The sequence below is a fragment of the Enterococcus sp. NPDC086594 genome, from assembly GCF_044746145.1.
Lineage (GTDB): Bacteria > Bacillota > Bacilli > Lactobacillales > Enterococcaceae > Enterococcus_D > Enterococcus_D entomosocium.
Genome location: NZ_JBIVBP010000001.1, coordinates 44,559 through 68,557 on the forward strand (window position 1 = coordinate 44,559; position 23,999 = coordinate 68,557).

The following is a 23,999-nucleotide window of genomic DNA, read 5'->3' on the forward strand; positions in this document are numbered from 1 at the left end:
TGTCATTTTCTACTATTTGAAAAGGAGCTTCGAACCAATGAATGAACGACTAGCTGCTGCGATCCAACTGCGGGCTGAAAAAAAGCTGCAACAATCAAATGAACAATTGATTCAATTAGCTGCCGAAAATCCCCAAGATGCCTTTGTCCACTACCAAACGGCTTGGAGTTATGATCTTTTAGGGGAAGAACAACAGGCAATTCCTTATTATGAACAAGCAATCGCGTTAGGTTTATCAGAAAACGACTTGCCAGATGCCTACCTAGGTCTAGGCAGCACCTATCGTGCCCTCGGCAAGTATCAAAAAGCCGAAGAAGTGTTTTTACACGCGATACAGCTGTTTCCAAAAAATCATGCTTTGCAAACCTTCTATGCCATGACACTGTTTAATCTAGCCGAGTATGAGCAAGCCGCTGAACGATTATTGACCCTGCTTGCCGAAACCTCTAGCGATCCAGACATCCAGTCTTACCGACAGGCACTTTTGTTTTATGCGGATAAACTCAATGAGACATGGGGTTAGATGTTTCCGTCGGATCAATCAAGCACTCCCTTCTCGATTAAAGAAAGGGAGTATTTCTTTTTTCCTGTCCCTTAATTACTCCTTCGCTATCAGCGCTTTGCTGAATCAATAGCCATCGACTTTCCTATGGTCCTTTTTCCTTCAATCAATACCAAACATCCATTATCGAAAATTTCGATAACAAAACCAATTGACGAGTACTGTCAAATTTGCTAATTTATCTATGCTTTTTTTATCAATATTTTGGAGGAATGACTATGCCCTTTATTGTCTATTTTTTTCTATCCTTATTGATTATTTATATTCCGACACCCACACTTTTGCTATTTTTTCAAAAACTTGCCTCCCAGCATGACAATCTGACGGCTTTTAGCAAACTTTTTCTATTATTGATGATCTTGCTGGATTATTACTTAAGCTATTATTGGTTGAAAAACTGCAAGGTCAAAAAAGCGCACTACCTTTATTTAGTCTTTGTCAATGTCTTCGAATGGCTGATCCACTTCTATCTTTATTCACGATTTGAAACGATCAATCTACTAGTCATTTTGTTGTTCCAAACCGTGCTACTATGCTGTATGATCTTTTTTCCTGTCTCGGAGAAATTTCGCTCATTCCTTTTTACCTAAAAAAAGAGCATCCTTGGTTTCCACATAAAAAATCAAGCTTCTCAATCGTTTCTTTCTAAGAACGGATTTACACGATAGCCCACCTTTGTTACGATTGATAAAAAGGATGTGTTGTGATGTCATTGATCGTCTTGATTGGCGCGCAAGCGGTAGGAAAAATGACTGTGGGGAAAGAACTGGAAAAACGGTTGGATGCAAAACTATTATTCAATCACCAGACCATTGATCTATTTGCGAATTTTCTTGGCTATAGCCCAGCAGCATTTGCTTTGTCTAATCAAACGCGGATCGAACTCTTCAAAGCCTTTGTTCATAATGAAGCCAATAATACGACAAAATCAATCATCTTTACGGTCTTGATTGATTTCGATCAAGCGGGAGATTTAGCTTTTTTACAAGAGATCGCCCAGCTATTTACCGATGCCCGACAAGAGGTCTATTTTATCGAATTAGTGGCTGATATTGAGGAACGTTTAAAGCGCAATTGCCATGAGGACCGTTTAGCCGCAAAGCCGTCAAAAAGAGCGCTGGCTTTTTCTAGAAATGAGCTTTTGTCTTCGTATGAAAACTATCGCTTAGAAAGCCTGCCACAGGAATTAACTACCCTTTTCCCAACGATTCCTTCGCTGAAAATCAACAATACCCACTTGTCACCTGATGAAGTGAGTCAAAAAATTATTGCCCATTTTTCCTTGACTTAAGTGCCAAAGAAACGCCATTATCAAGCTTTGCTTCAATACGAAAATGTCTATTGACTTTGACGCTGCGTCAAGCGGTATCCTCTAATCAAGAGGAGGTGTCAAAATGAAAGTTTATGTTATGCCAATGTTTTACCAAATGAAGACAAAAGATATTGTGCAATCATCGAAATGGTTCACAGAAATCTTGGGTTTCCAGTCATTGTATCAGTTTCGCAATCAAGAAAATCAAGTGATGATGGACCACCTGCGTCTTGCTGACTACCAAGATTTGATGCTGATTGCAGCAGAAGCGTTCACTGTTGGCGATGGGGCAATTTTGAATGTAGCGATGAATGATCTTCAGAATATCGCTCAGAAAATTCCCGCAAAGTGGATCGTGGAACCTTTGATGGAAAAGCCTTGGAATGCCCTTGAAATGACCATCAAAGACCCCAACGGTTATTTGTTTACCCTAACAGAGGCAATAAAAAAAAACGAATCAGACTTTCAAACCTTGATGGACCAAGCCAAGGATTATTTTCAATAAAAGGAACCGAGTAAGAAGAATTGCTTTCTTACTCGGTTCCTTTTTTATATAAAAACTTGATTCTGGCAGCAATGACAAAAAAACGACCCTTTCCTAGATTTACCTAGCGAAACTTTTTGCCCCATCAGATGTACCAATACACCGCTTTAGTATATTTTTAAGTATTGAAGGTAATTATTAACACACCTAACTCAGAACATGTTACACTAAGCGAAAAGGGGGATTTCCTATGGAAAAGAAATCGCAGCTTCCGTGGTACAAGCGTAAAAAATTCTACCTTCCAGTTGCCGTCGTCCTCGGCGTGATTGGGTTTCTTCCCAGTCTCGTTTCTCTTTTCGGGGTATCGATCGATGATGAATTCAATCCTGATTACTATTCTGATCCGAATGAACCAATGTTTAAGAAAAAGCAAAACTGACTGTTGCGATGCCGTATGCAGTTTTTTTGACCAACAAAAAAAGAGCAATCACTCGCTGTTGTGTTTGCTCCTTTTTTAAAAGGGATTCGGCAAACCTACGCACCTTGACAGGGTAAGCTGTTTGGGGAGAGGGCGTTTGAATGCGCGAATGAACAGTAACTTATTACGTGAAACCACTTATACTTTTTTCCTGTTAAAAAATCAATTGCTAACCAATCACAAAGGATCGATTATTTGAAGAAAGAAAAAACGTTAGCCATTAGTTCTACAACTTCCCAGGGAAAACTAAAAAAATCAAACATCCATTTCTCCTCCTTTAATTGACTTTCTTCAAGTTTACCCGCAAAATAAAGCTGTAACATATTTGGACTATTTTTCCGTCCACTTTTTTTAGGAGGGATTTTTTGAAGGCCAATGACTTGTTAAAAGAGTTACGAACGGAACGAAATATCTCACAGCGAAAATTGGTTGAGAACATTTCAGAACGCAGTACACTGGCAACCTTTGAACAAAAAGGGCATCGCATCGCCTTTGATATTTTGCACCAATATTTGGACCGCTTAAATGTCACCTTAGAGGAATTTGAGTATCGCTTGGATGACAATCAAGTCAGCGAGAAAAAACAGCTATCCAAACAGTTGACCACCGCTTACTATGAAAGCAATTATTCTGAAGTACTCTCTTTGATCAACAAAGCCCAAGCACTGTATAAAACCACGAAGGATTTTTTCTATTATGTATTGTATAGTCAATTCTTTTTGATTTTAGAGAAAAAAGGCGTAGTTACCGACGAGGAAGAACGTTGCATCATCGAAGCGACCATCAAGAAATACTTGGAACGAATCGACACGTGGGGAAAGTTTGAAATCTCCTTATTTACCAATCTGCTTTTCCTTTTTTCTGACGAGTACATCTTGTATCAAATGAAACACCTGAATAAAAAAATTTTTTACAGCAATACGCTAAGTATCAATTATCAAATCTACACAAAATTGCTGACGAATGCGGCTTTCTTGTTTATCGATCGCAAAAAACCTGCCGAGTTGGCGCATGTGCTGACGTATCTAGCCGATCACCTGCCGCCGGACAATGATCGTATCCGCCTGATGATTCGTTATTTCGAAGGCATTTACGCCTTGTTCCAAGGAGATCGTACGCTGGGAATGGCCACGATTGAAAAAGCCTTGGACTATCTGCGATTTATTGGACAAGAAGCCTTTGCCAAAGAATTAGAGGTACTGGCTCATAGTATCTAAAAAAACCTGCTGCTTCCTCTCAGTAAGAGAACGACTCTCTTACACGGAGGAAACAGCAGGTTTATTTTTTCTTAAAGTAAATGCAATGCTTCTTTCCAGAGCAAAACTCGTTTGACGGAAGCATTCAAATCAGCTTCCAAATAGCGGCCATCTTCAACCGCTTGTACGACAAAGGGGATCTGTTCTTGGTAGGTAGATGAGATCACTAGATCATTTCCCGCCTGCAACGCCTGTAATGCGGCTTCATTTTGCGGAATGAACTCAGAAAGTCCTGCCATATCCAAGTCATCCGTCATGATGACCCCTTCAAAATGCAATTCATTTCGGAGCAGCTCATGCACGGGTTTTGAAATAGAGGCGGGTACAGTGTTATCGATACTATTGACAATCGTATGGGCCACCAAAATACTATCGGCACCAGCCTTGATCCCTGCGGCAAAAGGCAGAAAATCCGTTTCCCGCAGTGCAGATAGCGGGCGGTCATCGGTGACGATGGCGACATGCGAGTCACGATTGTTGCCATAGCCGGGAAAATGCTTCAAGGTTGACCCCACGTGGTGTTTCTGCAAAACATGAACCACACGTTCTACAAACGCACTCGTGCCCTGCGCATCCATGCCAATGGTTCGGTCGTAGATAAAGGACTGCGGATCAGTGGAAACATCGGCAACGGGAAACAGCCCGGCATTGATGCCATACGCTTTTAAAATTTCCGCTTTCTTTGCTGTATCTTCTTCGATCGCCGACCATCCACCTTGGGCATATAGCTGTTGTGGTGAGAGAAAACGCTGATCCGTAAGGTTCGGATTGCGGCTGATGCGAGTCACCGTGCCCCCTTCTTCATCCATACCGATCAACAGCGGAATGGCGCTGGCTGCTTGGTAATCTGAAATTTTCTGTTTCAAGCTCTCCGCCGTCTCATTTTCGGTATCACGGCCGAATAACAGATAGCCGCCAAAGTGATAGTTTTGAAGTTCTTCGATTTGATTGCTTTCAGGTACACGCACAAAAAACAATTGCCCGACCTTCTCCTCCAAACTCATCGTGGCGATTTTTTCTTCTATTGCCTCTTCTGACTGTTCTTGCGTGGAAGTTGAAACAGAAGGTGACGTGGAAATTGAGGTGGTTTCTTGGCTTGCACTGCCTTCTTCCTTTGTTTCGTCTCTCGAGCTGCTTTGCTGGATCACGGATGACTCCTCCGTTTGCTGTTTTTGCTGTTCTATCACCCACTTCATCCCTCCCATTGCTGCTAAGACCAAGAAAAGAAACAGTCCCATAGCGAGTCCTTTTTTATTCATAGGTTCACCTTCCCCTCTAAACAAGTTATTGAGAATGACTAAGCCCATCCTTAGAAAGAAAAAAGTGAACCACTTACGAAATATTCGCAGATGATTCACTTCAATGGATGTTATCGTTCTTTTTTACTCGTTAAACGAACCGTCGGATCAGCCGTTTGTATGGTACCGCACGCCCTACGATGTAAATCAACGCAGTTTGTATCGGGAACATGATGACTGCTTTTAGCAAGCGGACCGACCAGATGGCCCAGCTTGTCAAAGGAATATTCAGCATCATAGCTAACCAAATCGGAGTTAAGATCAAGGTTATCAAAATAGTATTTAACAAGACGACCGTTGCCGCTCGTTTTAATGTGACTTCTTTCCGATAGAAGAAGTAGCCATAAATCAGTCCACCAACAAAGGCATTGATGGTAAAGCCGAAAAAGTAGGCTGATTTTGGAAAAATCACCATTCCTGCGATATCAGCTAATGACGATCCAACTGCGGTCCAAAACGGACCAAACAGCATACCCATGATCAGCTGTGGTACAAAGGAAAATGTGATTTTGATATAGGAGGTTTCAAACCCCAAGATTTGCGACAAGACCACCATTAAGGCAATCAAAAGTCCCATGACCGCAATCATGTGTGCATCGACTTTTCTTTTCATAGCGAGCATCTCCTTTTAGAGTTGCTACAAATTCATGCAGCGAATGCGAAAATAAAACCGCGAACGAATGACCGTTCTTCGTCCGAAAGGCAACATCCCATCCTTTCAGCACTTAACGCTTTATTTCCTACTCTGATTTTTATTAGGTATTACTACCCAGACACACTATAGCATACAAGCGCGGACTGCCACAATTTTTCTTACTTATTTTCTTGTACAAAATCTGCCAATGTTCGCTTTTCTTTTTTGCGCATCAAAAAAAACGCTTTTCTTATGTGAATTTTTCTGCCACTAGTAAGTGAGCAAAAAACATTCTCAAAAAAAGCGTTCATTCTGTTTCTTGTTTCATTTCATGCTTTATGACAAATTATCCAATCAGATTGTCATTGATCAATACCGATTTGATGTCGCGTAATTGATGATCGATAGCTAGTTGTTCATGGGTCATCGTTGCTGTGACCTCTTTCATAGCGTGCATTTCTTCATTTAATTCGTTGATGTTCGTCACTAATTTGTTCAATGCTTCAATAATCAATTGATTGTTATCCATGGTGAAACACTCCTTTTTGTGATGGTTGAGGTCATTCTTCTTCGTTGATTGGCTGCTTCAAAGTACCAACGGCGGCAACTGCGCGTTTCGTTTTATAAAACAATTTGTATAAAACAAGAACGACGACTGGGATCAGTCCGCATAAGATGTAGATCTGCGAGTAATCAAACAGACCGTGCAAGCTTCCTAATGCATAGGGACCTACGCCTAAGCCGAGGTCCAGCCCGATGAAATAGGTGGAGAGCGCTACGCCGACACGGTGAGGATCGACCTCTTTTAGACAAACGGCTTGGCCATTCGACATGAAGGTGCCATAGCCCAAGCCGACAAAGCAACCCGCAAGCAACAACATCCAGCTGTTGCCGGTAATACTCAATAGGAAAAGACCAAGGGTCAAGAAAAGAAAGCTAGGATACATGACCGCATCTGCGCCATGGCGGTCAAATAGTTTGCCAGTCATTGGCCGTGTGAAAGTCACGGAAAGTGCATAGACGATGAAGAAAAAGGCACCGGCCGTTTCTAACCCAAGCTCACTGGCGTAGATCGACAAGAAGCCGAGAACACTGGAGTAAGCCAACCCGATCAAAAAGGCAATCCCGGAAATGAAAAAGACTTTTGGTTCGACAAAACTTTTGATGGACCATTTTTTTAGTTGTGCTCTGTGTTCTTCTGTTAATGGGATGTTTTTGACTGGGAACCAGAAACACGCGATGGCTGTTGCGATTGATAAGATGGTTGCTAACCAAATAATGAAATCAAAGCCGACGGTCGGTAATAATAGCATGCCAATAAAAGGCCCGACTGCCGCTGCTAAACTGGTACTTAATCCATAGTAATTGATCCCTTCGCCATGTTTGGAAGCTGGGATATATGCTGTGACGATCGCATTAGCCGCAGTTGAGACAGCACCATAAGCAAAGCCATTGAAAAAGCGAACGGTATCTAAAATATAGATGTTGACCGAGATTAAATAGGCAGCGGTGGTAATAACATAAAACAAAATCCCCCAGCGCAAAACGGCTTTGCGACCAACTAATTCTAAAATTTTTCCAACATACAAGCGAGCGATCAAGGTCCCGATAATGTAGATCCCCGCTGCCAAGCCAGCTTGTGCGGTGGATGCCCCTAACTCCTGAGTGGCAAATTTCGCAGTGATGACGACAAAACAATAATACACGAGAAAGACGATAAAATTGATCAAGGTAATCGTGATAAACCCTTTGTTCCATAGTTTTTCATTTTTGGTTGACGGCGTCGAGCTGACGATTCCTTCTTGATTGGTTTCCCTGTCTGACATGTTTCTTCCATTCCTCCTGTTTGTGCTGTGATGCGTTTTACTATACCGAAACTTCCTCTACTTGAAATGCGCTTTTGCTGTTAAAAAAGAGCATTAACAAGAAACATTAACATTTGTTATTGCTTTTTCACTAGAAATGTCTTTTAATGAAGCTTGAATAGAGGATATTTCATCTTTTTTTCAGAAAATGTTGGGTTGGCATGAAGTGAAGGAGTAACGTGGGTGGAGAAACAGATATTACGTGATTATTTAGAAAAACAAGCAATACCGGTCGTTATCCGCAAGAAAAAGAGTTACTTGACGTATGAAGGCATCCCGGATCGGTACGTCTATATTTTAAAAAAAGGCATCATCAAAACTAGCGTAGTGACCCATGAAGGGCGCGAATTCAACTTGCGCTATTTGACGGATTTCGAGATCGTCTCTTTGTTTAAAGACGAATCTTCTCAAGAAGTCGAAGCCCCTTTTAATGTGCGGGTTGAATCAGAAGAAGCCGAATTATACAAAATCGTGCGGGATCAATTTTGGGCTGATGTCAATCGTGACCGTCTGCTACAGGATTATGTCAAAGAGTATTATCGGAGAAACTTGATGGATACGATGAAAAAGATGCAGCAAATGCTGATGAACGGCAAATTCGGTGCTGTCTGTACCCAAATCAATGAGCTCTATGAAACTTTTGGGGTTCAAACAACAGAGGGCGTCTTGATCGACTTTGAAGTCACCAATGAAGAGATCGCTCGCTTTTGCGGCATTACCTCTGCCAGCAGTGTCAATCGAATGATGCAAAAATTACGAGAATCTGGCGCCCTAAAGAGTGTCGATCGCAAACTATTAGTGACCGATATCGATTTTATTCGGGAGAATATTATTTATTGATCAAAAAAGACTTTGTGTGCCTTTTGGTTTCAGGCACACAAAGTCTTTTTTCGATTAAATAAACGTCACCGTTTCCGTCACTTCGATCGTTGGATCTAACGATTGGATCACGGGGCAATTTGGTGAAACGAGTTTTAGGCAACGGGTCGCTTTGTCATGATCAGCTTCGGCGATTTTCGCATAAAACTGAATTTGGATAGCACTGACTGGTTGGGCTTTTTTATTGTCGTCTCGGTCATAGCTGACTTCGATCTTTTCGATTTCTGCTTCAACCTTTGAATTCTCTAAGACAGATGCGTATACATAGCCGCCGCAAGCAGCGACCGCACTCACCAGCATTTGGACAGGCGAATAGCCTTTTTCCCGTGCTAACACCCAATTGCCAGTTGGGGTCGTCATTTCAAATTTGTCGCTTCCTTGATGGATCGTCAATGTTTCTACTGTCATCGTTTTTCTCTCCTCACAAAATGATCTGGTTCAACTTCGACCCATTCATACAATGGTGTCAAAGTAATCGTGCTTTGAATTTCCGTTTGTTCCATCGCACCTCTTGCTAACACAGGATCAGCGATCGGAGCTGCTGCTAATAATTTCTTCGTGTAAGGATGCAGCGGATTTTCAAACAAGCGATCGGTAGGTGCCAATTCAACTAATTTCCCTTGATACATGACGGCTGTTCGATCACTGATATGACGAATCACGGACAAGTCATGGGAAATGAATAAATAAGACAATGAAAACTCTTTTTGTAGACGCAGCAGCAATTGGATGATCTGAGCCTGAATGGAGACATCTAATGCCGAAGTCGGTTCATCACACAAGACGAACGCCGGGCGATTGACCACCGCACGAGCGATACCGATCCGTTGCCGTTGTCCGCCGCTGAAACTGCGAGGCAGTTTATGGACGTCATCACCGATGATCCCGACGATCGCTAAGATTTCTTTGGCTTTCGCTCGAGCAGCATCTTTCGTTTCATGATACAACGGCTCCATCACCAGTTCAAGTGCTGTCATACGGGGATTCAATGATGAATACGGATCTTGGAAAATGATCTGCATTTGCTGATACGCTGCTTTGCGATCTTCTGCCGTCAATGCTGTTATCTCTTTGCCTTCAAAGAAAATCTCCCCGCTTGTTAAGGTCTCTAAATTTAAAATACTGCGTCCTAAAGTGGTTTTCCCACTCCCAGATTCCCCCACTAGCCCCAATGTCTCGCCCCGATGGATCGTTAGGCTGACATCTTCGACCGCTCGGACTTCACTGACAGTGCCGCGCCAGTTTTTACTGCGAAAGATTTTCGTCGCATGTTCTACGCGAATCAGTTCTTCCATTATTCTGTCACCTCCTGATTGCGCCAGACGCGATGTGTCTTAGATAGTTGCGTTTCTTGCAGTTCATCTGCCAATGTCTCATGATAGTCAAAGACTTTTAATTCGGCATGCTTGTCGCCTAAATGGGCCGCCTGCAATAATTGTTTCGTATAAGGATGTTCCGGCTGATAAAAAATTTCTTCCGTGGTTCCTTCTTCCACGACTCGGCCTTGATACATCACTTTAATAAAGTCGCACATTCCTGCAACGACCCCAAAGTCATGGGTCACAAGGACGACGGAAAGCTGGTTCTCTCTTTGCAGGTTTTTGATCAATGCCAAAATCTGTGCTTGGATCGTCACATCTAAAGCCGTTGTCGGTTCATCTGCGATCAGCAATTTCGGTTGCGCCAACAAAGCCATGGCAATCATCACCCGCTGACGCATCCCCCCAGATAGCTCATGAGGATATTGTTTCATGCGTTGTGCTGGAAAAGGTATGCCGACTTTTTCTAACTCTTTGACGGCGATTTCTTGTGCTGCTTTTTTCGATACTTTTTGTGAGCGGCGAATCACTTCGATCAAATGATAGCCAATCGTGCGCAAAGGATTTAACGAAGTCATCGGGTCTTGAAAAATCATGGCGATCGGTAATGTTCGACGATCGGTCACTGCTGCTCCTTCAAATGTATAACTGGTATAGTGATCGGTCACTTTATCAGGCAAAAGATCCATGACGCTTTTCATGGTCATACTTTTGCCGCTGCCAGATTCGCCAACGATCCCAACGACTTTGCCCTTAGGAATTACCAGATCAAGATTTTTTACTAACGGTTTCGGACCGGTTTTGCTTTGAAATGTCACATTCAACGCTTCGATCGCTAATAACTCTGTCTTCATCGGTCACACCTCTCTCTGCAAGACATGTTTGATCATGTCGCCGATATTGTTAAAGGAATAGATGGTGAAAATAACAAAGAGCCCTGGAAGAATCGCCATGTATGGTGCCCGCTGCAAGCTGTTTTGCGCGTTTTGCAACAGACTGCCCCACGAAGCCATCGGTTGCTGTATTCCTAAGCCTAGAAAACTCAAAGCCGATTCGGTCATGATCGCTCCTGAAATACTTGCAGATGCCGCAACGATCAAGGTAGGAAGCACTGCTGGGAAAACATGCTTCACGATAATACTAAATGAAGAACGTCCGATAAATTTCCCGTAAGCGACATATTCCCGTTCTTTCGCCGCTAACGTTTCACCACGAATCAAACGAGCGATGTTCATCCAGGAGAAGCCGCCGATCACAATAATAATCGTGGTTAGTCCGGGACGTAAAAAGACGCTCAAAACGATCACTAACACCAACCAAGGAATCGATGACAATACATCGACGAGCCGCATCAGCAGGTTGTCGATCCAACCGCCAAAGTAGCCAGAAACAAGACCGACAAGAGTCCCAATAAACGTCGCTGTGATCATTGCCAAAACACCTACAAACAATGATACCCGACCGCCGTAGACGACCCGAATAAAGTAATCTCGCCCCACTTCATCGGTTCCAAATAAATGAGACCAACTCGGCGGCTGTGACATGTTGCTGACATCCGTTGCATTAGGATCGATGGGGATCAAAGGTGCAACAAGCGACAAAATAATCAATAACGTCAGGAAAACGACAGAAAAGGTATAGATGGGCGAAGCAAGCATGACTTCACTGATTTTTTTGAAACGTTTCATTACTTACTCCCTCCTTTACGGATACGTGGATCAACCACGGAGTATAATACATCCGCTAACAAATTCCCTAAGATGACCAGTGTTGCTGACAACAGCATGATGGCCATGATCACAGGATAATCGAGGCTTTTCGTCGCACTCATCAAGTAAGGGCCGACGCCCGGCCAGCCGTAGATCGTTTCTGTAATGATCGCACCGGTAACTAACATTGGCAACGCCAAGCCGATTTGGGTGACAACGGGAATCAAAATATTTCGACTAATATGACGGCTGAAAATCTGCCATTTGCTGGCATGAAATGCCCGTTGCACCATCACGTAGTCTTCTGAAACTTGATGTGTCGCTGATGCGCGGATATACCGCGTCAAATCTGGAAAGAAGGCGACTGTCAATGTGGTATAAGGCAAAATAAAATGCTGCAGAAAATCGCCAAAATCCTCTTCTTTACCGACCGTATACATGCCAATGATTGGAAACATATTTAATAAGTAACCAAACACATAAATCAAGATCATCGCAAACCAGAAGGTCGGCACAGCGATTCCTAGAGATGCCACAGCGTCAATGATCCGATCCCAAATCTTTCCTTTGTTGGCAGCAGCCAACAGGCCCAAAATGATGGCCAACAACAAGGCAGTCAAATAAGCGGGGATCACTAGGCGCATGGTATTGGGAATCCGAGTCGCAAGTTCTTGTGAAATACTACTTTGAGACACCAAAGAAAAGCCAAGATTACCGGTAAGAATATTTCTGATCCAAAGAAAATATTGAACCAAAAAGGGTTGATCCAAGCCATAGCGCTGCCGCAAAAGATCGATTTGCTCTTGCGACATATTGGGTGTCGTGATGGAGTCGATCACATCATACGGTGCGATATGTATAAGTGAAAAAACGATAAAAGAGATCACAAACAGCAAAGGGATTGCTTGCAATACTCGTTTTGCAATGTATCGAAACATAACTGACCTACTTTCTTTTTCATAGAAAAAAGCTGTGATAAAAAAGATTCCTCTTTATCACAGCCAATGGATTTACTTGATTGTCAATTTAGACATATCTTCGAATGTATAGATTGGGATCAAACCTGCATCTTCTACATTACCAATTCGGTTATTGACCGCTAGGATTTTCTTGTTGTCAACGATTGGGTAAATGATCGCTTCGTCAGCAATGGCCTTTTGCAAATCATCATACAATGCTTCACGTTTGTCCGTGTCTAATTCAACTGCTGCTTGGGCAAACAAATTGTCAATGGTTTCGCTATTGCTTTGGAAGTAGTTGGCACTACCGCCAGTTTCAAATAGACTGCCGTATAAGTCAGGGTCATTTCCCATGATATACCCGCCAAGGAATAAGTTGTACTTCGTTGAATCAGGTTTCTTCAACTCGGTAAAGATCGCTGTACCATCGCCACCTTCAAGTGTAACCGTTATGCCTGCTTGTTGCAATTGTTGTTGGATCAACGTAGCTTGGATCGTTTGGGCTGGATCGGTTGAGTTGAAAGCCAAATTCAATGACAAATCAGTCACACCAGCTTCTTGTAAAAGTTCTTTTGCTTTTTCAGCATTCGTCTCATATTTTTCAACATCATCAGTGACGTATGGGTTGTTCGGTGGCAAGAATGAATATGGTGTTGCATAATACTCTTCATCTAAATATGCTGCTTGATTTAATTCATCTTTGTTCAACGCATAGAGAACTGCTTGTCGAACTTTCACATCTTGCAAAGCATCTGAGTGAGTGTTCAAGCCTAGATAACCAACACGGTTTTCAGTATAAGGATAAACAGAGATCTGCTCATCATCTAAGTCTTCAATATCTGAAGGCAAGACAACGGCTGCATCCACTTCCCCTTTTTGCAAAGCGACTTTCGCAGTATCGGTACTTTCGATGATGCGCAACGTCACATTTTGAATCGAAGGCTTGCCGCCATAATAGTTTTCATTGGCTTCAAAAGTAAAGTACTCACCACGTTTGTATTCTTTCAGTTGATACGGACCAGTGCCGACTGGTTTTTCAGGCAGTTCACTGACAGAGAAGTCGGTAACATCTTTAAAGATATGCTCGGGAATGATGTATGTTTCGGTTGCAATATTGCTGATCGCTGCCGCACTCGGTGTCGGCAACACGAATTTGACGGTGTATTCATCCACTTTTTCGATCGCGATTGGTTGGTCGTCGACCCAAAGGGAATCGGCATTGCCATTTTCTTTTTTGACTTTTTGTTCATATGTGAAAACAACGTCATCGGCGGTAAAGTCTTCGCCATCTGACCATTTCACATCTTGTTTCAAATGTACTGTCAATGAAAGGCCGTCTTCAGCTGGTTCCACTGATTCTGCCAACGCATTTTGTGTTGTTCCGTCTGCTTCCACTGTAACTAGTGGAGAATAGATCATGTTTGTCACTGTCAATCCCCAACGATCACTGGTGTTGATCGGGTTAGTGGACGATGGGTCCCCGCTGATCGCATAAGTGAATGTTGAATCATCCCCAGCTCCAGCTGCACTACTGGTTGACGTTTCTTCTGTATTTGATCCACCGCAGGCTGCTAGAACAAATCCTAGTCCAACGACGGCAACACTTGCTAAACCTTTTTTCCAATTTATCATTTTTCCATCCTACTTCCTGTTCCTATATAGTAATAGTCGTTTTTAACTTTCTATTCCCATACAGGTATACTAGATTTCTTTGTTACTTCCTCGATGATTGCTTTTACTTCATCGGTCTGATAATATCGAACGACCGTTTGGTAAACGTCATTGTCTGCTTCGTCTGCTCGCGCAGCGATCACATTATAATAAGGCTTGGAGGAATCAGCCACAGGTTCTAAGAAAATCGCATCTTCTGTAGGAACCAAACCAGCATCGACGGCCATGCCATTATTGATCAAAGAAATGTCGACATCGGTCATTGCCCGAGCAGTTTGATTGGAGTCAAGTAGCTCAAATTTCAGGGCTTTGGGATTGTCAATGACATCACTGGTTGTTGGCAGTAAACCTTTTGATTCATCCAAAGTGATCAAACCGGCGGTCTGTAAGAGTAATAGTGCACGGCTCTCATTTGAGACATCATTGGGTAAAGCCACCGTAGCACCATCTGCCAATTCGTTGACATCGGTGATTTTATCGGAATAAATACCAAGTGGGTTTAATGTCGTATAGGCAATCGTCGTGTTGGAATAACCACTTTCTTCGTTGACATTGTCCATAAAAATCTCCGTCAATGCTGCGTGAAGGTCAATTGAGCCATCCTCAAGCGCCACGATTGGCTGACGATAATCGGTGAATTTCACCAATTGCAAGTCGATATTTTCGTTTTCCTTCAATTCTTCCTGCACATGTTCCCAGGCTTCGTTTTGCTCACCCACGACACCCAATTTGACAACGGTGGCTTCCTCATCTGCTTGACTGCTGCCGCAAGCGGCGAAGCTGAACAATGCCAGCAATCCAAGAGCCCCTGTTGCCAATCCCTTTACTACGTTTCTTTTCATCCCTTTTTCCCCTTTTGTTCCCTCCTCAGATCAATCGTCCCGTTTTCTTGACGTATTGCTCAACTAGACCAATTTCACCTCTGTTTCTCAAAACAAATTGTTTTTTCAAAGGAGAAATGGCAAATGCCTGTTGCCGTCAACCGAAAACATCGGACTCACTATTCATATGTAGTGTAACTTTATCCTATACAACTAAAACTGTCAATAAAATTACTCTACAAAAGTAAGTTTTTAACTAGCTGATCTGTGGTCGGGTTATTTGAATATCTTCAGTGCATTTTCTAAGTCATCGATCAAATCTTTACTACTTTCGATCCCAATGGAGATCCGTAAAAGATCCGGCGTCAATCCATAAGATTCTCGTACCTCTTGAGGAATATCGGCGTGAGTCTGTGTCGTTGGATACGTGATAAGACTTTCCACACCACCTAGGCTTTCTGCAAAGGTAAAAACCTTTAATGCCGCTAAGAAGCCGCTGATTTTGGTTTCATCAAGCACCCGAATACTGATCATCGCGCCGGCATTCGGGTACAGCACCTCTTTGATCGCCGGATGGGCTCGTAAAAAACGGCCGACTTCCTTGGCGTTGGCTTCCTGTCGTTCAAAGCGCAACGGCAGCGTCTTTAAACTTCGGATAAATAACCACGTATCAAAGCTGCTCAAAGTCGGGCCTGAAGTATTGGCTAAATAATTCAAACGCTCCCCTACTTGCGCATCTTTGGCGATCACGACACCAGCCAAAATATCATTGTGGCCAGATAAGAATTTGGTGCCTGAATGGATCACTAGATCCGCGCCTTCTTCTAATGGCAACTGCCGTAACGGCGTCAAAAAGGTATTATCCACGATCAATAGTGCCCCATGATTGTGAGCAAGCTTGGCGGTTTCAGCAATATCCGTCACGGTCATCAAAGGATTCGTTGGGGTCTCTAAGAAGACAGCCGTTACCTCGTCAGTTAATTTTTCACTTAATTCGGCTAAAGTACTGAAGGTATCGAAAAAGGCCCGCTGGCTATTTTCCAGTTCCGCAAAATAGCGAAAGCTACCGCCGTACAAGTCACGAGAAACCAAAAAGCGGCTGCCGCTGGCAAATAAATCAAAAATCAAAGCGATCGCACTCATGCCAGAGCTGGTCACTACTGCCCGAGCCCCTTTTTCTAATTCGGCAAGGCCTGCTTCTAAAATATCCCGGGTCGGATTTTTGGTCCTAGTATAATCATAGCCGGTACTTTGCCCCAATTCAGGATGTGCAAAGGTCGTGGAAAGATAAATTGGCGGGCTGATCGCCCCGGTTTGCTGATCCGAATGATTGCCTAATTGGGCCAGAAAAGTTGCTGTATCAATGGTCATGTCGTTCCTCCTTTTTGATTGCCTCAATCAAACGATCAAGGGCTTTTTGAATGATCGTTGGTGTTGTCGCAAGATTCAGACGAATCATGCCCTGACCGTCTTGTGAAAACCATTCCCCATAGTCGACTGCCAGACCGGCAGTATCTTGGATCACGTGCTTGGTTCGTTCTTTGGCGATGACTTGCCGCAGATCGACCCAGAGAAGATAGGTTCCTTCTAATGGCAGGAGCTCAATTTTGGGAAATGCTTCTTGCAGTTGCTGGCGGACCATTTGTTCATTGGCAGCAATCACCATAAGCAGGTCATCTAGCCATTGATCCCCCGATTCATACGCGGCTTTCGCAGCCACCAATCCCAAACGATTGACTTCCGTCTGCTTGTATTGTCGGCACCAAGCCTGATAGGCTCTGCGCATCTCTAAATCAGGAATCCAAACATGAGAGAGTAACAATCCTGCTAAGTTGAAGGTTTTTGAGGGCGAATCCAGAACGATCAGCTTCTCAAAGCCGAACCCCTGTGCCACTGTCACGGCTGAAACAAATTGCTGCTCACCGAGTATCAGTTCACGATGGATCTCGTCGGCGATCACGACAACCTCATGTTTTTGGCAAATGGCCAATAACTGATGCAGTTCTTTCTCTTGCCATACCCGCCCTACTGGATTGTGGGGGGAGCAGAGAATAAATAGTTTCACTTTTTCTTCAATGATTTTGGCTTCAAAAGCAGCAAAATCGATTTGATAGGAATTCTTCACCTTTTGCAAGGGTGCTTCTATCAAGCGCCTTTTCGTCTCTTTGATGCTGTCAAAAAAGGGATAATAGACGGGCGGTTGGATCAAGATGCCATCGTCAGGTTCTGTGAAACAATGAAGCAAATCAACCAAAGATTGGACGACCCCTGTGGAAAACGAGAGCCATTTTTCTTCGAATTTCGTCCCCCAGTGGCGATCTTGCCAAGCTTGATAGGCTAAAAAATAGCCTGAGGGGGGAATCGCATAGCCAAAGGTTCCTTGAGCAACCAGTTGCTGCAAGGCTTCTTCCACTGCCTTTGGCGCCGCAAAATCCATATCAGCTACCCATAAAGGCAAAAGCTTTTCTCCTTGGAACCGTTGATCCACAAGATCCCATTTTAAAGAATTGGTGCCTTTTCGCTGCCTGGCATAGTGGGAGAGAAAATGCTCAATCGTCATTGATACTCACCCGACCTTCTGGCTCACTGCCAATTCGGTAACCTTCTTTCGTTGGCATGACGGACAGGTCATACGGCGTTCGCAAATAGGTTTCATTGATCCAATTGCTGAAAAACAAAGAGGCATGTCCCCGCCAACGGTTGGTGATTTTTCCCCCTAAGCGGTCATAAGCAAAGTAATTTTTGGGCAACGCGGTATCTAAGCCCCGTTCCATGTCTCGCAAGTACTCTTCATTCAAGGTCGCTGAATGGTATTCAAAATGTCCTAGCAAGAAGGCATTTTTATGATCTTCTGATACGAAGATGGAAGGCCCTGTTTCAACGCCCGCTGCCAATATTTCTAAAGGCGCTTGGGCCAGCTGGACATCATCGATGCCAGTATAGCGCGAATGCGGTGTATAAAAGACGTCGTCAAAGCCCCGAACCAGTGGATGAAAATGCGTGACTGTTTGTTCGAAGACACCGAACAATTTGCTTTGGTACAACACTTTGTCGATACCGTAATGGTAATAAAGCCCCGCTTGTGCCCCCCAGCAAATATGTAGGACTGAAGTGCAATTCGTCTGACTCCAATCCATGATTTTTTGTAGTTCTTGCCAATAGTCAATGGCTTCGAATGCCATTTTTTCAACTGGGGCTCCGGTGATGATCAAGCCATCGAATCGTTGCGGCTGGATCACTGAAAATTCTTGATAAAACTTTTCCATGTGATCGACAGAGGTGTTTTTGCTTTCGTGGTATTTCATTTTTAGTAAAGTCACCTCAATTTGCAGTGGACTTTGGGAAAGTAAACGCAACAACTGATTTTCTGTAGCGATCTTTTTCGGCATCAAATTGACGATCGCGATTTTCAAGGGACGGATCTCTTGCTTCGCCGCTTTATGCTGCAGTAAGGCAAAGACATTTTCTTTTTGCAGGACCGCTGCAGCGGGTAATTCTTTGGGAATAATGATTGGCATTGATTCAACCCCTTACAGATAAATTTCTTGTTGAAGAGAAAGCGAACAGTTTCGGCTGTGAAAAACAAAAAAAGCCGCCCTTTTATCCTTATGGATAAAAGGGACGACTTGATGCGCGTTACCACCCTAATTCGTGCTATTCTCACAAATAACACCTCAACAGTACACTATGATACTTGGCGCTGTAACGGGCGCATGCCGTTTTGCTGGCGTGAACCAACAAAAAAACTCAGAGCTCATCTTCACTGATCACCGCATGTCTCCTTTTTCACCAACCGGAGTCTCTGTACCTTTGTTGATCTGCTACTCTTCTCTTCAACGTTATCGAATTCTTTGTTTAATTTTAAAAAATTATAATTGTTTTTTCATTTACTGTCAACGGCAAGTTGAGACTTTTTCTTAGATTTCTTCTAAATATAAGTATTGCTGACCCATTTTTTCATAGATCGCTGCTAAGTCTTCTTTGCTGACTTCGCGATCCTTATGCCCATAAGGGTCGTTGACATACATCGTATCACCATCGATGCCAGTGATCACTACCGAATGGATCAATGCAGTCACAAGGATTTCGCCATTTTGGGTATTCCATTGAAAGAAATCAGCATCGGTAGGTACTTGTAATTCTAACGTCGCGATCATCCAAACTGGTTTCCCAGATTGCAGGACTTTGACGATCTCATCAAAACTTTTGTCTCGTCCACTAACGACTTCATATTGCTCTTTTACAATACTTTCGGCGACATCAGTGATCGGTTCTACGTCAACACCCATCGCGCTATCGCCGCCATAGATGTTTCCAACAAAGCCTTCTCGCGGATCTCCATGGTGATTATAATCCTCATAAAGTGGGACATACACTAATTCTTCTGCCAATTGATTTTTATTGGTATCAAATCCGTAAAAATTCAAGAGCATCGATAAAGCCGTTACTTCACAACCATTTCCTAACGTAACTTCATCGAATTGATTTTCTAACGGAACATCCAATTGAATAACGTCACTGTATTCAGGCTCTGATGTTTGTTCTTCATCCGAAAGTGCTAGTGTCAATTCATCCTCTATCTTTTCAAAGGGGGACTGCCCATTCTTACTGTCATAAAAAATCAGCAGAAAGAAGAGCATCAAGACGAACATACCTAAAAGTAACCGTTTTAACTTTTTCTTCTTCATCTACTTCCTCCTCTTTTATATTATAACTTATTTCTGTTTATTATTTCACTATAATAAACGTTTTAAGAAGGAGTATTTTCTTAATCTGAATACAAAAAAATAGACCCGTTTACGCAGCGGGTCTATTCAAACTGGCGCTTATGCCGCTTTCTTCTGTTTCTGAATAAAGCGTCCTTTTGCTTTTGAAAACGAACGAATATCAAATTGTTTGCTTAAGGCACCTGCAACAAAATAAGCCAAATTGAAATCGATCAAGCTATGGATCAAGCCACCGATCCCCATCAAAACGAACAAGAAATAGTAGAAATTGCCATCGAATGCTGTCCCTGGTACATTTCCTGTGAAGTAAAAGGCGGCAACGACTGCCATTTCAACGGCAGAATGAATCAGTCCGATAATCAAGTTAAAGCTCTGAAATTTGATATTCAATAAAGAGGGTTTGCCATTTTTCAGTAAAATATCTGGGTGCTTCTGTAAATAAAAGGCACCGATGACTGCAAAAACAACATGGGACAATGCCCGTAATGCAATGATTGGTGGTAGTGTTAAGAAAAAGCCAAAGGTCGTTCCTAAAGCTACAGCGATCGCCATCGCTGGTGAAAAGAACATCGCCACAAATACGGGAACATGGCTAGCTAAGGTAAAAGATGCAGGTCCGATGACGATTTTGGGCATTACCATGGGAATGACGATCCCCATGCCGATTAACAATGCAGCGATCGTTAAATGGCGGATGGAATGATTTTTCATTTATACTCTCTCCTTCAATGTGTCATGACAGTTCTGTCTTGCTTATTCTACTGGTATTTCCACAAGGTGTCAAGACACAAAAAAACGAATGTTTATTCAACATCCGTTTTTATAGAAGTTATCCTTTGCGCGCTTGCATTTCATTGCTTAATTTGGCAAATTCCGCTAACGACAGCGTTTCTCCACGACGTTTCGGATCGATCCCACTTGCTTCTAAACTGTCTGCCAACCACTGTTTGGTTTCTTCATCTTTTCCATAGCTATTTTGCAAATTGTTCCAAAGGGTTTTACGACGCAACTGAAAGGCTGCTTTCGTTAATTTAAAGAACTCTTTTTCATCGGTGACTGCGACCGCTGGTTGTGGACGGCGCGTCAATTTCAAAATAGCCGAATCAACATTCGGTTGGGGTACAAAAACGGTTTTCGGGACGATGAATGCCAGTTTTGCTTCCATGTAGTATTGCACAGCGATCGACAACGAGCCATAGGCTTTGGTCCCGGGAACTGCTGAGATTCGATCAGCCACTTCTTTTTGCATCATCACGACCATTTCATCTACTGGTACCTGAGACTCTAAAAAGTGCATCATGATAGGCGTAGTAATATAATAAGGCAGATTTGCGACAACTTTTAATGAAGCAGCCGTATCGCTGAATTCTGACCGAATGGTCGTTGATAGGTCTGCTTGCAAGACATCTTGATGAATGATCTTTACGTTTGCGTAAGGCTGCATCGTATCAGCTAATACAGGGATCAACCGATCATCAATTTCAAACGCCAACACTTGCTTGGCATGTTTTGCCAACTGTTCGGTCAGCGCACCGATTCCAGGTCCAACCTCAATGACGTTTGTCGTTTCGTCGATGCCTGCTGTTTCTACGATTTTCCGTAAAATATTCGGTTCTGTTAAGAAGTTTTGTCCTAAACTTTTTTTAAAGGTAAAGCCATGTTTCGCTAAAATCTCTTTGGTTCTTGAGGGGGTTGCTATATCCCGTTCTTCCTTCACAATTCTTCCTCCACTGTTTTCATAGCTTCTGCCAACTCTGCATCGGTGATACGAAACATTGCCAGCCGCTTCTCTAATTGTTTGCCGTTCGTATAGCCGATGCGTAAAAGATCTCCTAGCCGCTCTCGTTTCTCTTTTGCTCCAGCGCCTGCGATCAAGCCATACGCTAATAACTGTTGGCGATCAATGGTTCCTTCACTGACTTCATTTGAAGCAATCGGGGTTACGACTTTTCGCAAGGCTTCTTTCAATGCTTCATGGCTGGCGTGTTCCACGCCCAAACTGCCTTTGCTTTTCGGTGCTGCCTGACTGCGCGGTAAAAAGGCATGCTTGGCATCCGGAACCACTTCCATAATGATTTTGCGGATCTTTTCTCCCGAAAAATCGGGATCGGTAAACACGATGACCCCTCGTGTCTCTTGGGCATGCTCGATTTGATCAAGGATCGTATCATCGATCGCTGAACCGATCGTTTCGATCGTATCTACTTCGAACACTTCTTGCAATCGACGGGTGTCGTCTTTGCCTTCGACGACAATGATTTCTTCGATTTTCGGTTTATCAGTCATTGATCCTAAACAAGCGGTGGGCATTTTTTGTCGTGTAGGCCGCAACATCAGCGACCGCTTCTTGCCGCAGCTCCGCGATTTTATCCACCACATAATGGGTATAGCCGGGTTCATTGCGTTTGCCGCGATAAGGAACAGGGGCTAAATACGGCGCGTCAGTCTCAACGAGTAGCCGATCTTGTGGTACGACTAGTGCAGCTTTTTGTACCTCCGTGGCCTTTTTGAAGGTCACGACACCACTAAAGGAAATGTACATTCCTAGATCCAAGAACTTTTTCGCCCATTCTCCGTCTCCACTAAAGCTGTGCATAATACCACCGATTGTTTGGACTTTTTCATCCTTTAAGATCGCATAGGTATCTTCTAAGGCTTCACGGGTATGAATACTGATGGGCAGCTGATGTTCACGAGCGATTGCCATTTGCCGACGAAAGACCTTTTCTTGAACTTCTTTCGGATCTTCCATCCAATGGTAGTCTAAACCGATTTCACCTAGGGCAACGACTTTTGGTCGTTCCAAGCGCTCTTGCAAATAGGTTTCTACGTGTGGGGTATAAGAACCAGCTTCGGTGGGATGCCAACCGATAATGCTGTAAATGCCAGGATATTCTTTGCTTAATGCTAACGATTTTTCAATCGTTGGCTGATCGAAACCGACGACCGCCATCTCCGTTACTCCTAGTTCATGCGCACGGGCGACGGTTTCGGGAATGTCTTCGTTAAACTGTTCTGCATTCAAATGTGTATGAGAATCAAAAATCATGAAATCTCCTCCTTAGTCCTTCTATACTCTAGCATATTTTGACGGTTTAAGAAACGAATCCTCTCCGCTTTTTTCAGCAGTTTAAGAAAACTTTCAGCAAGCAAAAAAAATCCGCCCAAAGTTGGAGGACGCCGAAGCTGATTTTCTCTATACTGAGGGTAACGAAATCGTATGGAGGTGGAAATATGGAACGATCAAAAATTGATCCCGGCCGCTTTTTTTCTGGCCAAAAAGCAGCAACTAAAGGCACGTTAAAAAATCAATATCACTACTATCGGCAGCAAAATGCCCATCAAGCATTCAATAGCGATTTTCAGCGAAATTTCCAGCAAGATTTCCCCAATTTTGCTACATGGCTAAAACTGCAGCAGCAGACGCCACAAAAGAATCAAACAGCGACTTTTTCTCACTGGTTATTGGTTGGTTTCTTCGGACTTTTGACGGCAGCAAGTTTTTCGCAACAGCTCTTATTCCTACTTTTTGTCTTTGTCATAGCTGCTCTCGTCAAAGGCCCAGGCATGATCTTATGGGGCATCGTTTATTCCTTCTTAGTTAGTCTGTTTCCTCCATTGGGTATCGTTCTTTCTGGCTTGTTTTTCTTACTGACCTTGCGTCAATTAACCAAAAATGTCACTTTCGTTTTGACTGCATTGTACTTTTACGGCTATCCGTTTGTCATCACAGCCCTCCAGCACTTCACGAATTGGGACCCGCAATGGCTGTGGGTCGGGAGTATCGGTTTTGCCTTGATCAGTGGCCATTTTGTCTTACAGCAAAACTATCCCTTTGCTTCAAGTAAAAGTCTCGCATGGGCGATCATCTCTGTCCCTTATGATTGTGTCATGGCTTTGATCCCTGTCAAACACAAGGCACGCTTCAAACGATTGGTGAAAATCAAATAATTGCGATCTAGGATACAAAAGATAGGCTGTTGCAGCTTCTTTTGTATCTTTTTTAATGGAAAAATCAAGCGAAA

General features: G+C 43.2%; 27 protein-coding genes and 1 riboswitch. Of the genes, 8 read left to right on the top strand and 19 right to left on the bottom strand.

All coding sequences use genetic code 11. The features are described 5' to 3' along the window. The first annotated feature begins 37 nt into the window (after positions 1-37). The 6 genes from ACIPK1_RS00205 to ACIPK1_RS00230 all read left to right on the top strand — a co-directional run bounded on the left by ACIPK1_RS00205 (position 38) and on the right by ACIPK1_RS00230 (position 4,053). On the top strand, positions 38-523 hold the full coding sequence (locus tag ACIPK1_RS00205) for a tetratricopeptide repeat protein (protein ID WP_008378889.1): 486 nt from the start codon (positions 38-40) through the stop codon (positions 521-523). Positions 524-780: 257 nt separating this feature from the next. Beyond that, a complete protein-coding gene (locus ACIPK1_RS00210) occupies positions 781-1,152 on the top strand; it encodes a hypothetical protein (protein ID WP_008378891.1) in 372 nt (123 codons plus the stop codon). A 116-nt stretch (positions 1,153-1,268) separates the two neighbouring features. Further along, on the top strand, positions 1,269-1,853 hold the full coding sequence (locus ACIPK1_RS00215) for an AAA family ATPase (protein WP_008378893.1): 585 nt from the start codon (positions 1,269-1,271) through the stop codon (positions 1,851-1,853). 103 nt (positions 1,854-1,956) lie between these two features. Next, entirely contained in the window at positions 1,957-2,379 is a 423-nt protein-coding gene (locus ACIPK1_RS00220) for a VOC family protein (RefSeq protein WP_400449636.1), read from the top strand. A 229-nt stretch (positions 2,380-2,608) separates the two neighbouring features. Beyond that, a complete protein-coding gene (locus ACIPK1_RS00225; protein ID WP_005234854.1) occupies positions 2,609-2,797 on the top strand; it encodes a hypothetical protein in 189 nt (62 codons plus the stop codon). Positions 2,798-3,201: 404 nt separating this feature from the next. Next, positions 3,202-4,053 (top strand): Rgg/GadR/MutR family transcriptional regulator, encoded by an 852-nt coding sequence (locus ACIPK1_RS00230; protein WP_008378897.1) that lies wholly within the window; start codon positions 3,202-3,204, stop codon positions 4,051-4,053. A gap of 71 nt (positions 4,054-4,124) precedes the next feature. Here the strand turns inward: ACIPK1_RS00230 and ACIPK1_RS00235 are convergent, their stop codons facing one another. The 4 genes from ACIPK1_RS00235 to ACIPK1_RS00250 all read right to left on the bottom strand — a co-directional run bounded on the left by ACIPK1_RS00235 (position 4,125) and on the right by ACIPK1_RS00250 (position 7,850). Further along, positions 4,125-5,351 carry a glycoside hydrolase family 3 protein gene (locus ACIPK1_RS00235; RefSeq protein WP_400449637.1) on the bottom strand — a complete coding sequence of 409 codons (1,227 nt, stop codon included), beginning with the start codon at positions 5,349-5,351 and terminating at the stop codon, positions 4,125-4,127. A 130-nt stretch (positions 5,352-5,481) separates the two neighbouring features. After that, positions 5,482-6,012, bottom strand: coding sequence for a folate family ECF transporter S component (locus tag ACIPK1_RS00240; protein WP_005234846.1), 531 nt, complete (start codon positions 6,010-6,012; stop codon positions 5,482-5,484). Between the two features lie 26 nt (positions 6,013-6,038). Further along, a riboswitch (THF riboswitch) is annotated at positions 6,039-6,140 on the bottom strand. A 230-nt stretch (positions 6,141-6,370) separates the two neighbouring features. Next, positions 6,371-6,553, bottom strand: a complete 183-nt coding sequence (locus tag ACIPK1_RS00245) for a hypothetical protein (protein ID WP_005225550.1) — start codon at positions 6,551-6,553, stop codon at positions 6,371-6,373. Positions 6,554-6,584: 31 nt separating this feature from the next. Then, a complete protein-coding gene (locus ACIPK1_RS00250) occupies positions 6,585-7,850 on the bottom strand; it encodes an MFS transporter (protein WP_400449639.1) in 1,266 nt (421 codons plus the stop codon). 222 nt (positions 7,851-8,072) lie between these two features. Here ACIPK1_RS00250 and ACIPK1_RS00255 point away from each other — a divergent pair, with 222 nt between their 5' ends. After that, positions 8,073-8,729 (top strand): Crp/Fnr family transcriptional regulator, encoded by a 657-nt coding sequence (locus ACIPK1_RS00255; RefSeq protein ID WP_061054390.1) that lies wholly within the window; start codon positions 8,073-8,075, stop codon positions 8,727-8,729. Positions 8,730-8,783: 54 nt separating this feature from the next. Here the strand turns inward: ACIPK1_RS00255 and ACIPK1_RS00260 are convergent, their stop codons facing one another. From ACIPK1_RS00260 to ACIPK1_RS00330, 15 genes are all read right to left on the bottom strand, one after another. Further along, a complete protein-coding gene (locus ACIPK1_RS00260) occupies positions 8,784-9,176 on the bottom strand; it encodes an OsmC family protein (RefSeq protein WP_016621556.1) in 393 nt (130 codons plus the stop codon). Beyond that, the gene (locus tag ACIPK1_RS00265) at positions 9,173-10,063 is read right to left on the bottom strand and encodes an ATP-binding cassette domain-containing protein (RefSeq protein WP_016613553.1); all 891 of its coding nucleotides are present in this window, start codon (positions 10,061-10,063) and stop codon (positions 9,173-9,175) included. The genes ACIPK1_RS00260 and ACIPK1_RS00265 overlap by 4 nt, the downstream gene beginning before the upstream one ends. Next, positions 10,063-10,941: an ABC transporter ATP-binding protein gene (locus ACIPK1_RS00270; protein ID WP_005234835.1), complete on the bottom strand. Its 879-nt coding sequence runs from the start codon at positions 10,939-10,941 to the stop codon at positions 10,063-10,065. Before ACIPK1_RS00270 ends, ACIPK1_RS00265 begins: the two co-directional genes overlap by 1 nt. Before the next feature lie 3 nt (positions 10,942-10,944). Next, entirely contained in the window at positions 10,945-11,775 is an 831-nt protein-coding gene (locus ACIPK1_RS00275) for an ABC transporter permease (protein ID WP_005234832.1), read from the bottom strand. After that, on the bottom strand, positions 11,775-12,734 hold the full coding sequence (locus ACIPK1_RS00280; RefSeq protein ID WP_400449641.1) for an ABC transporter permease: 960 nt from the start codon (positions 12,732-12,734) through the stop codon (positions 11,775-11,777). The genes ACIPK1_RS00275 and ACIPK1_RS00280 overlap by 1 nt, the downstream gene beginning before the upstream one ends. 72 nt (positions 12,735-12,806) lie before the next feature. After that, positions 12,807-14,387, bottom strand: coding sequence for an ABC transporter substrate-binding protein (locus tag ACIPK1_RS00285; protein ID WP_016613557.1), 1,581 nt, complete (start codon positions 14,385-14,387; stop codon positions 12,807-12,809). A gap of 50 nt (positions 14,388-14,437) precedes the next feature. Then, the gene (locus ACIPK1_RS00290) at positions 14,438-15,268 is read right to left on the bottom strand and encodes a MetQ/NlpA family ABC transporter substrate-binding protein (protein WP_005234826.1); all 831 of its coding nucleotides are present in this window, start codon (positions 15,266-15,268) and stop codon (positions 14,438-14,440) included. A gap of 255 nt (positions 15,269-15,523) precedes the next feature. After that, entirely contained in the window at positions 15,524-16,618 is a 1,095-nt protein-coding gene (locus ACIPK1_RS00295) for an aminotransferase class I/II-fold pyridoxal phosphate-dependent enzyme (protein ID WP_400449644.1), read from the bottom strand. After that, on the bottom strand, positions 16,608-17,807 hold the full coding sequence (locus ACIPK1_RS00300) for a MalY/PatB family protein (protein ID WP_400449646.1): 1,200 nt from the start codon (positions 17,805-17,807) through the stop codon (positions 16,608-16,610). The genes ACIPK1_RS00295 and ACIPK1_RS00300 overlap by 11 nt, the downstream gene beginning before the upstream one ends. Further along, positions 17,797-18,765 (bottom strand): homoserine O-succinyltransferase, encoded by a 969-nt coding sequence (metA, locus tag ACIPK1_RS00305; protein ID WP_244732169.1) that lies wholly within the window; start codon positions 18,763-18,765, stop codon positions 17,797-17,799. Before metA ends, ACIPK1_RS00300 begins: the two co-directional genes overlap by 11 nt. Before the next feature lie 399 nt (positions 18,766-19,164). Continuing rightward, entirely contained in the window at positions 19,165-19,935 is a 771-nt protein-coding gene (locus ACIPK1_RS00310) for a C39 family peptidase (RefSeq protein ID WP_005234818.1), read from the bottom strand. A 138-nt stretch (positions 19,936-20,073) separates the two neighbouring features. Next, positions 20,074-20,685, bottom strand: a complete 612-nt coding sequence (locus tag ACIPK1_RS00315) for a hypothetical protein (RefSeq protein ID WP_005225537.1) — start codon at positions 20,683-20,685, stop codon at positions 20,074-20,076. Positions 20,686-20,803: 118 nt separating this feature from the next. Further along, the gene (rsmA, locus tag ACIPK1_RS00320; RefSeq protein ID WP_008378923.1) at positions 20,804-21,691 is read right to left on the bottom strand and encodes a 16S rRNA (adenine(1518)-N(6)/adenine(1519)-N(6))-dimethyltransferase RsmA; all 888 of its coding nucleotides are present in this window, start codon (positions 21,689-21,691) and stop codon (positions 20,804-20,806) included. Further along, positions 21,688-22,260 carry a ribonuclease M5 gene (gene rnmV / locus ACIPK1_RS00325; RefSeq protein WP_005234813.1) on the bottom strand — a complete coding sequence of 191 codons (573 nt, stop codon included), beginning with the start codon at positions 22,258-22,260 and terminating at the stop codon, positions 21,688-21,690. The genes rsmA and rnmV overlap by 4 nt, the downstream gene beginning before the upstream one ends. Next, positions 22,253-23,023 carry a TatD family hydrolase gene (locus tag ACIPK1_RS00330; RefSeq protein ID WP_061054395.1) on the bottom strand — a complete coding sequence of 257 codons (771 nt, stop codon included), beginning with the start codon at positions 23,021-23,023 and terminating at the stop codon, positions 22,253-22,255. Before ACIPK1_RS00330 ends, rnmV begins: the two co-directional genes overlap by 8 nt. Positions 23,024-23,208: 185 nt before the next feature. Between ACIPK1_RS00330 and ACIPK1_RS00335 the strand changes: the two genes are divergently transcribed. Next, positions 23,209-23,925, top strand: a complete 717-nt coding sequence (locus ACIPK1_RS00335) for a hypothetical protein (RefSeq protein ID WP_005234809.1) — start codon at positions 23,209-23,211, stop codon at positions 23,923-23,925. The last annotated feature ends 74 nt before the right edge of the window (positions 23,926-23,999 follow it).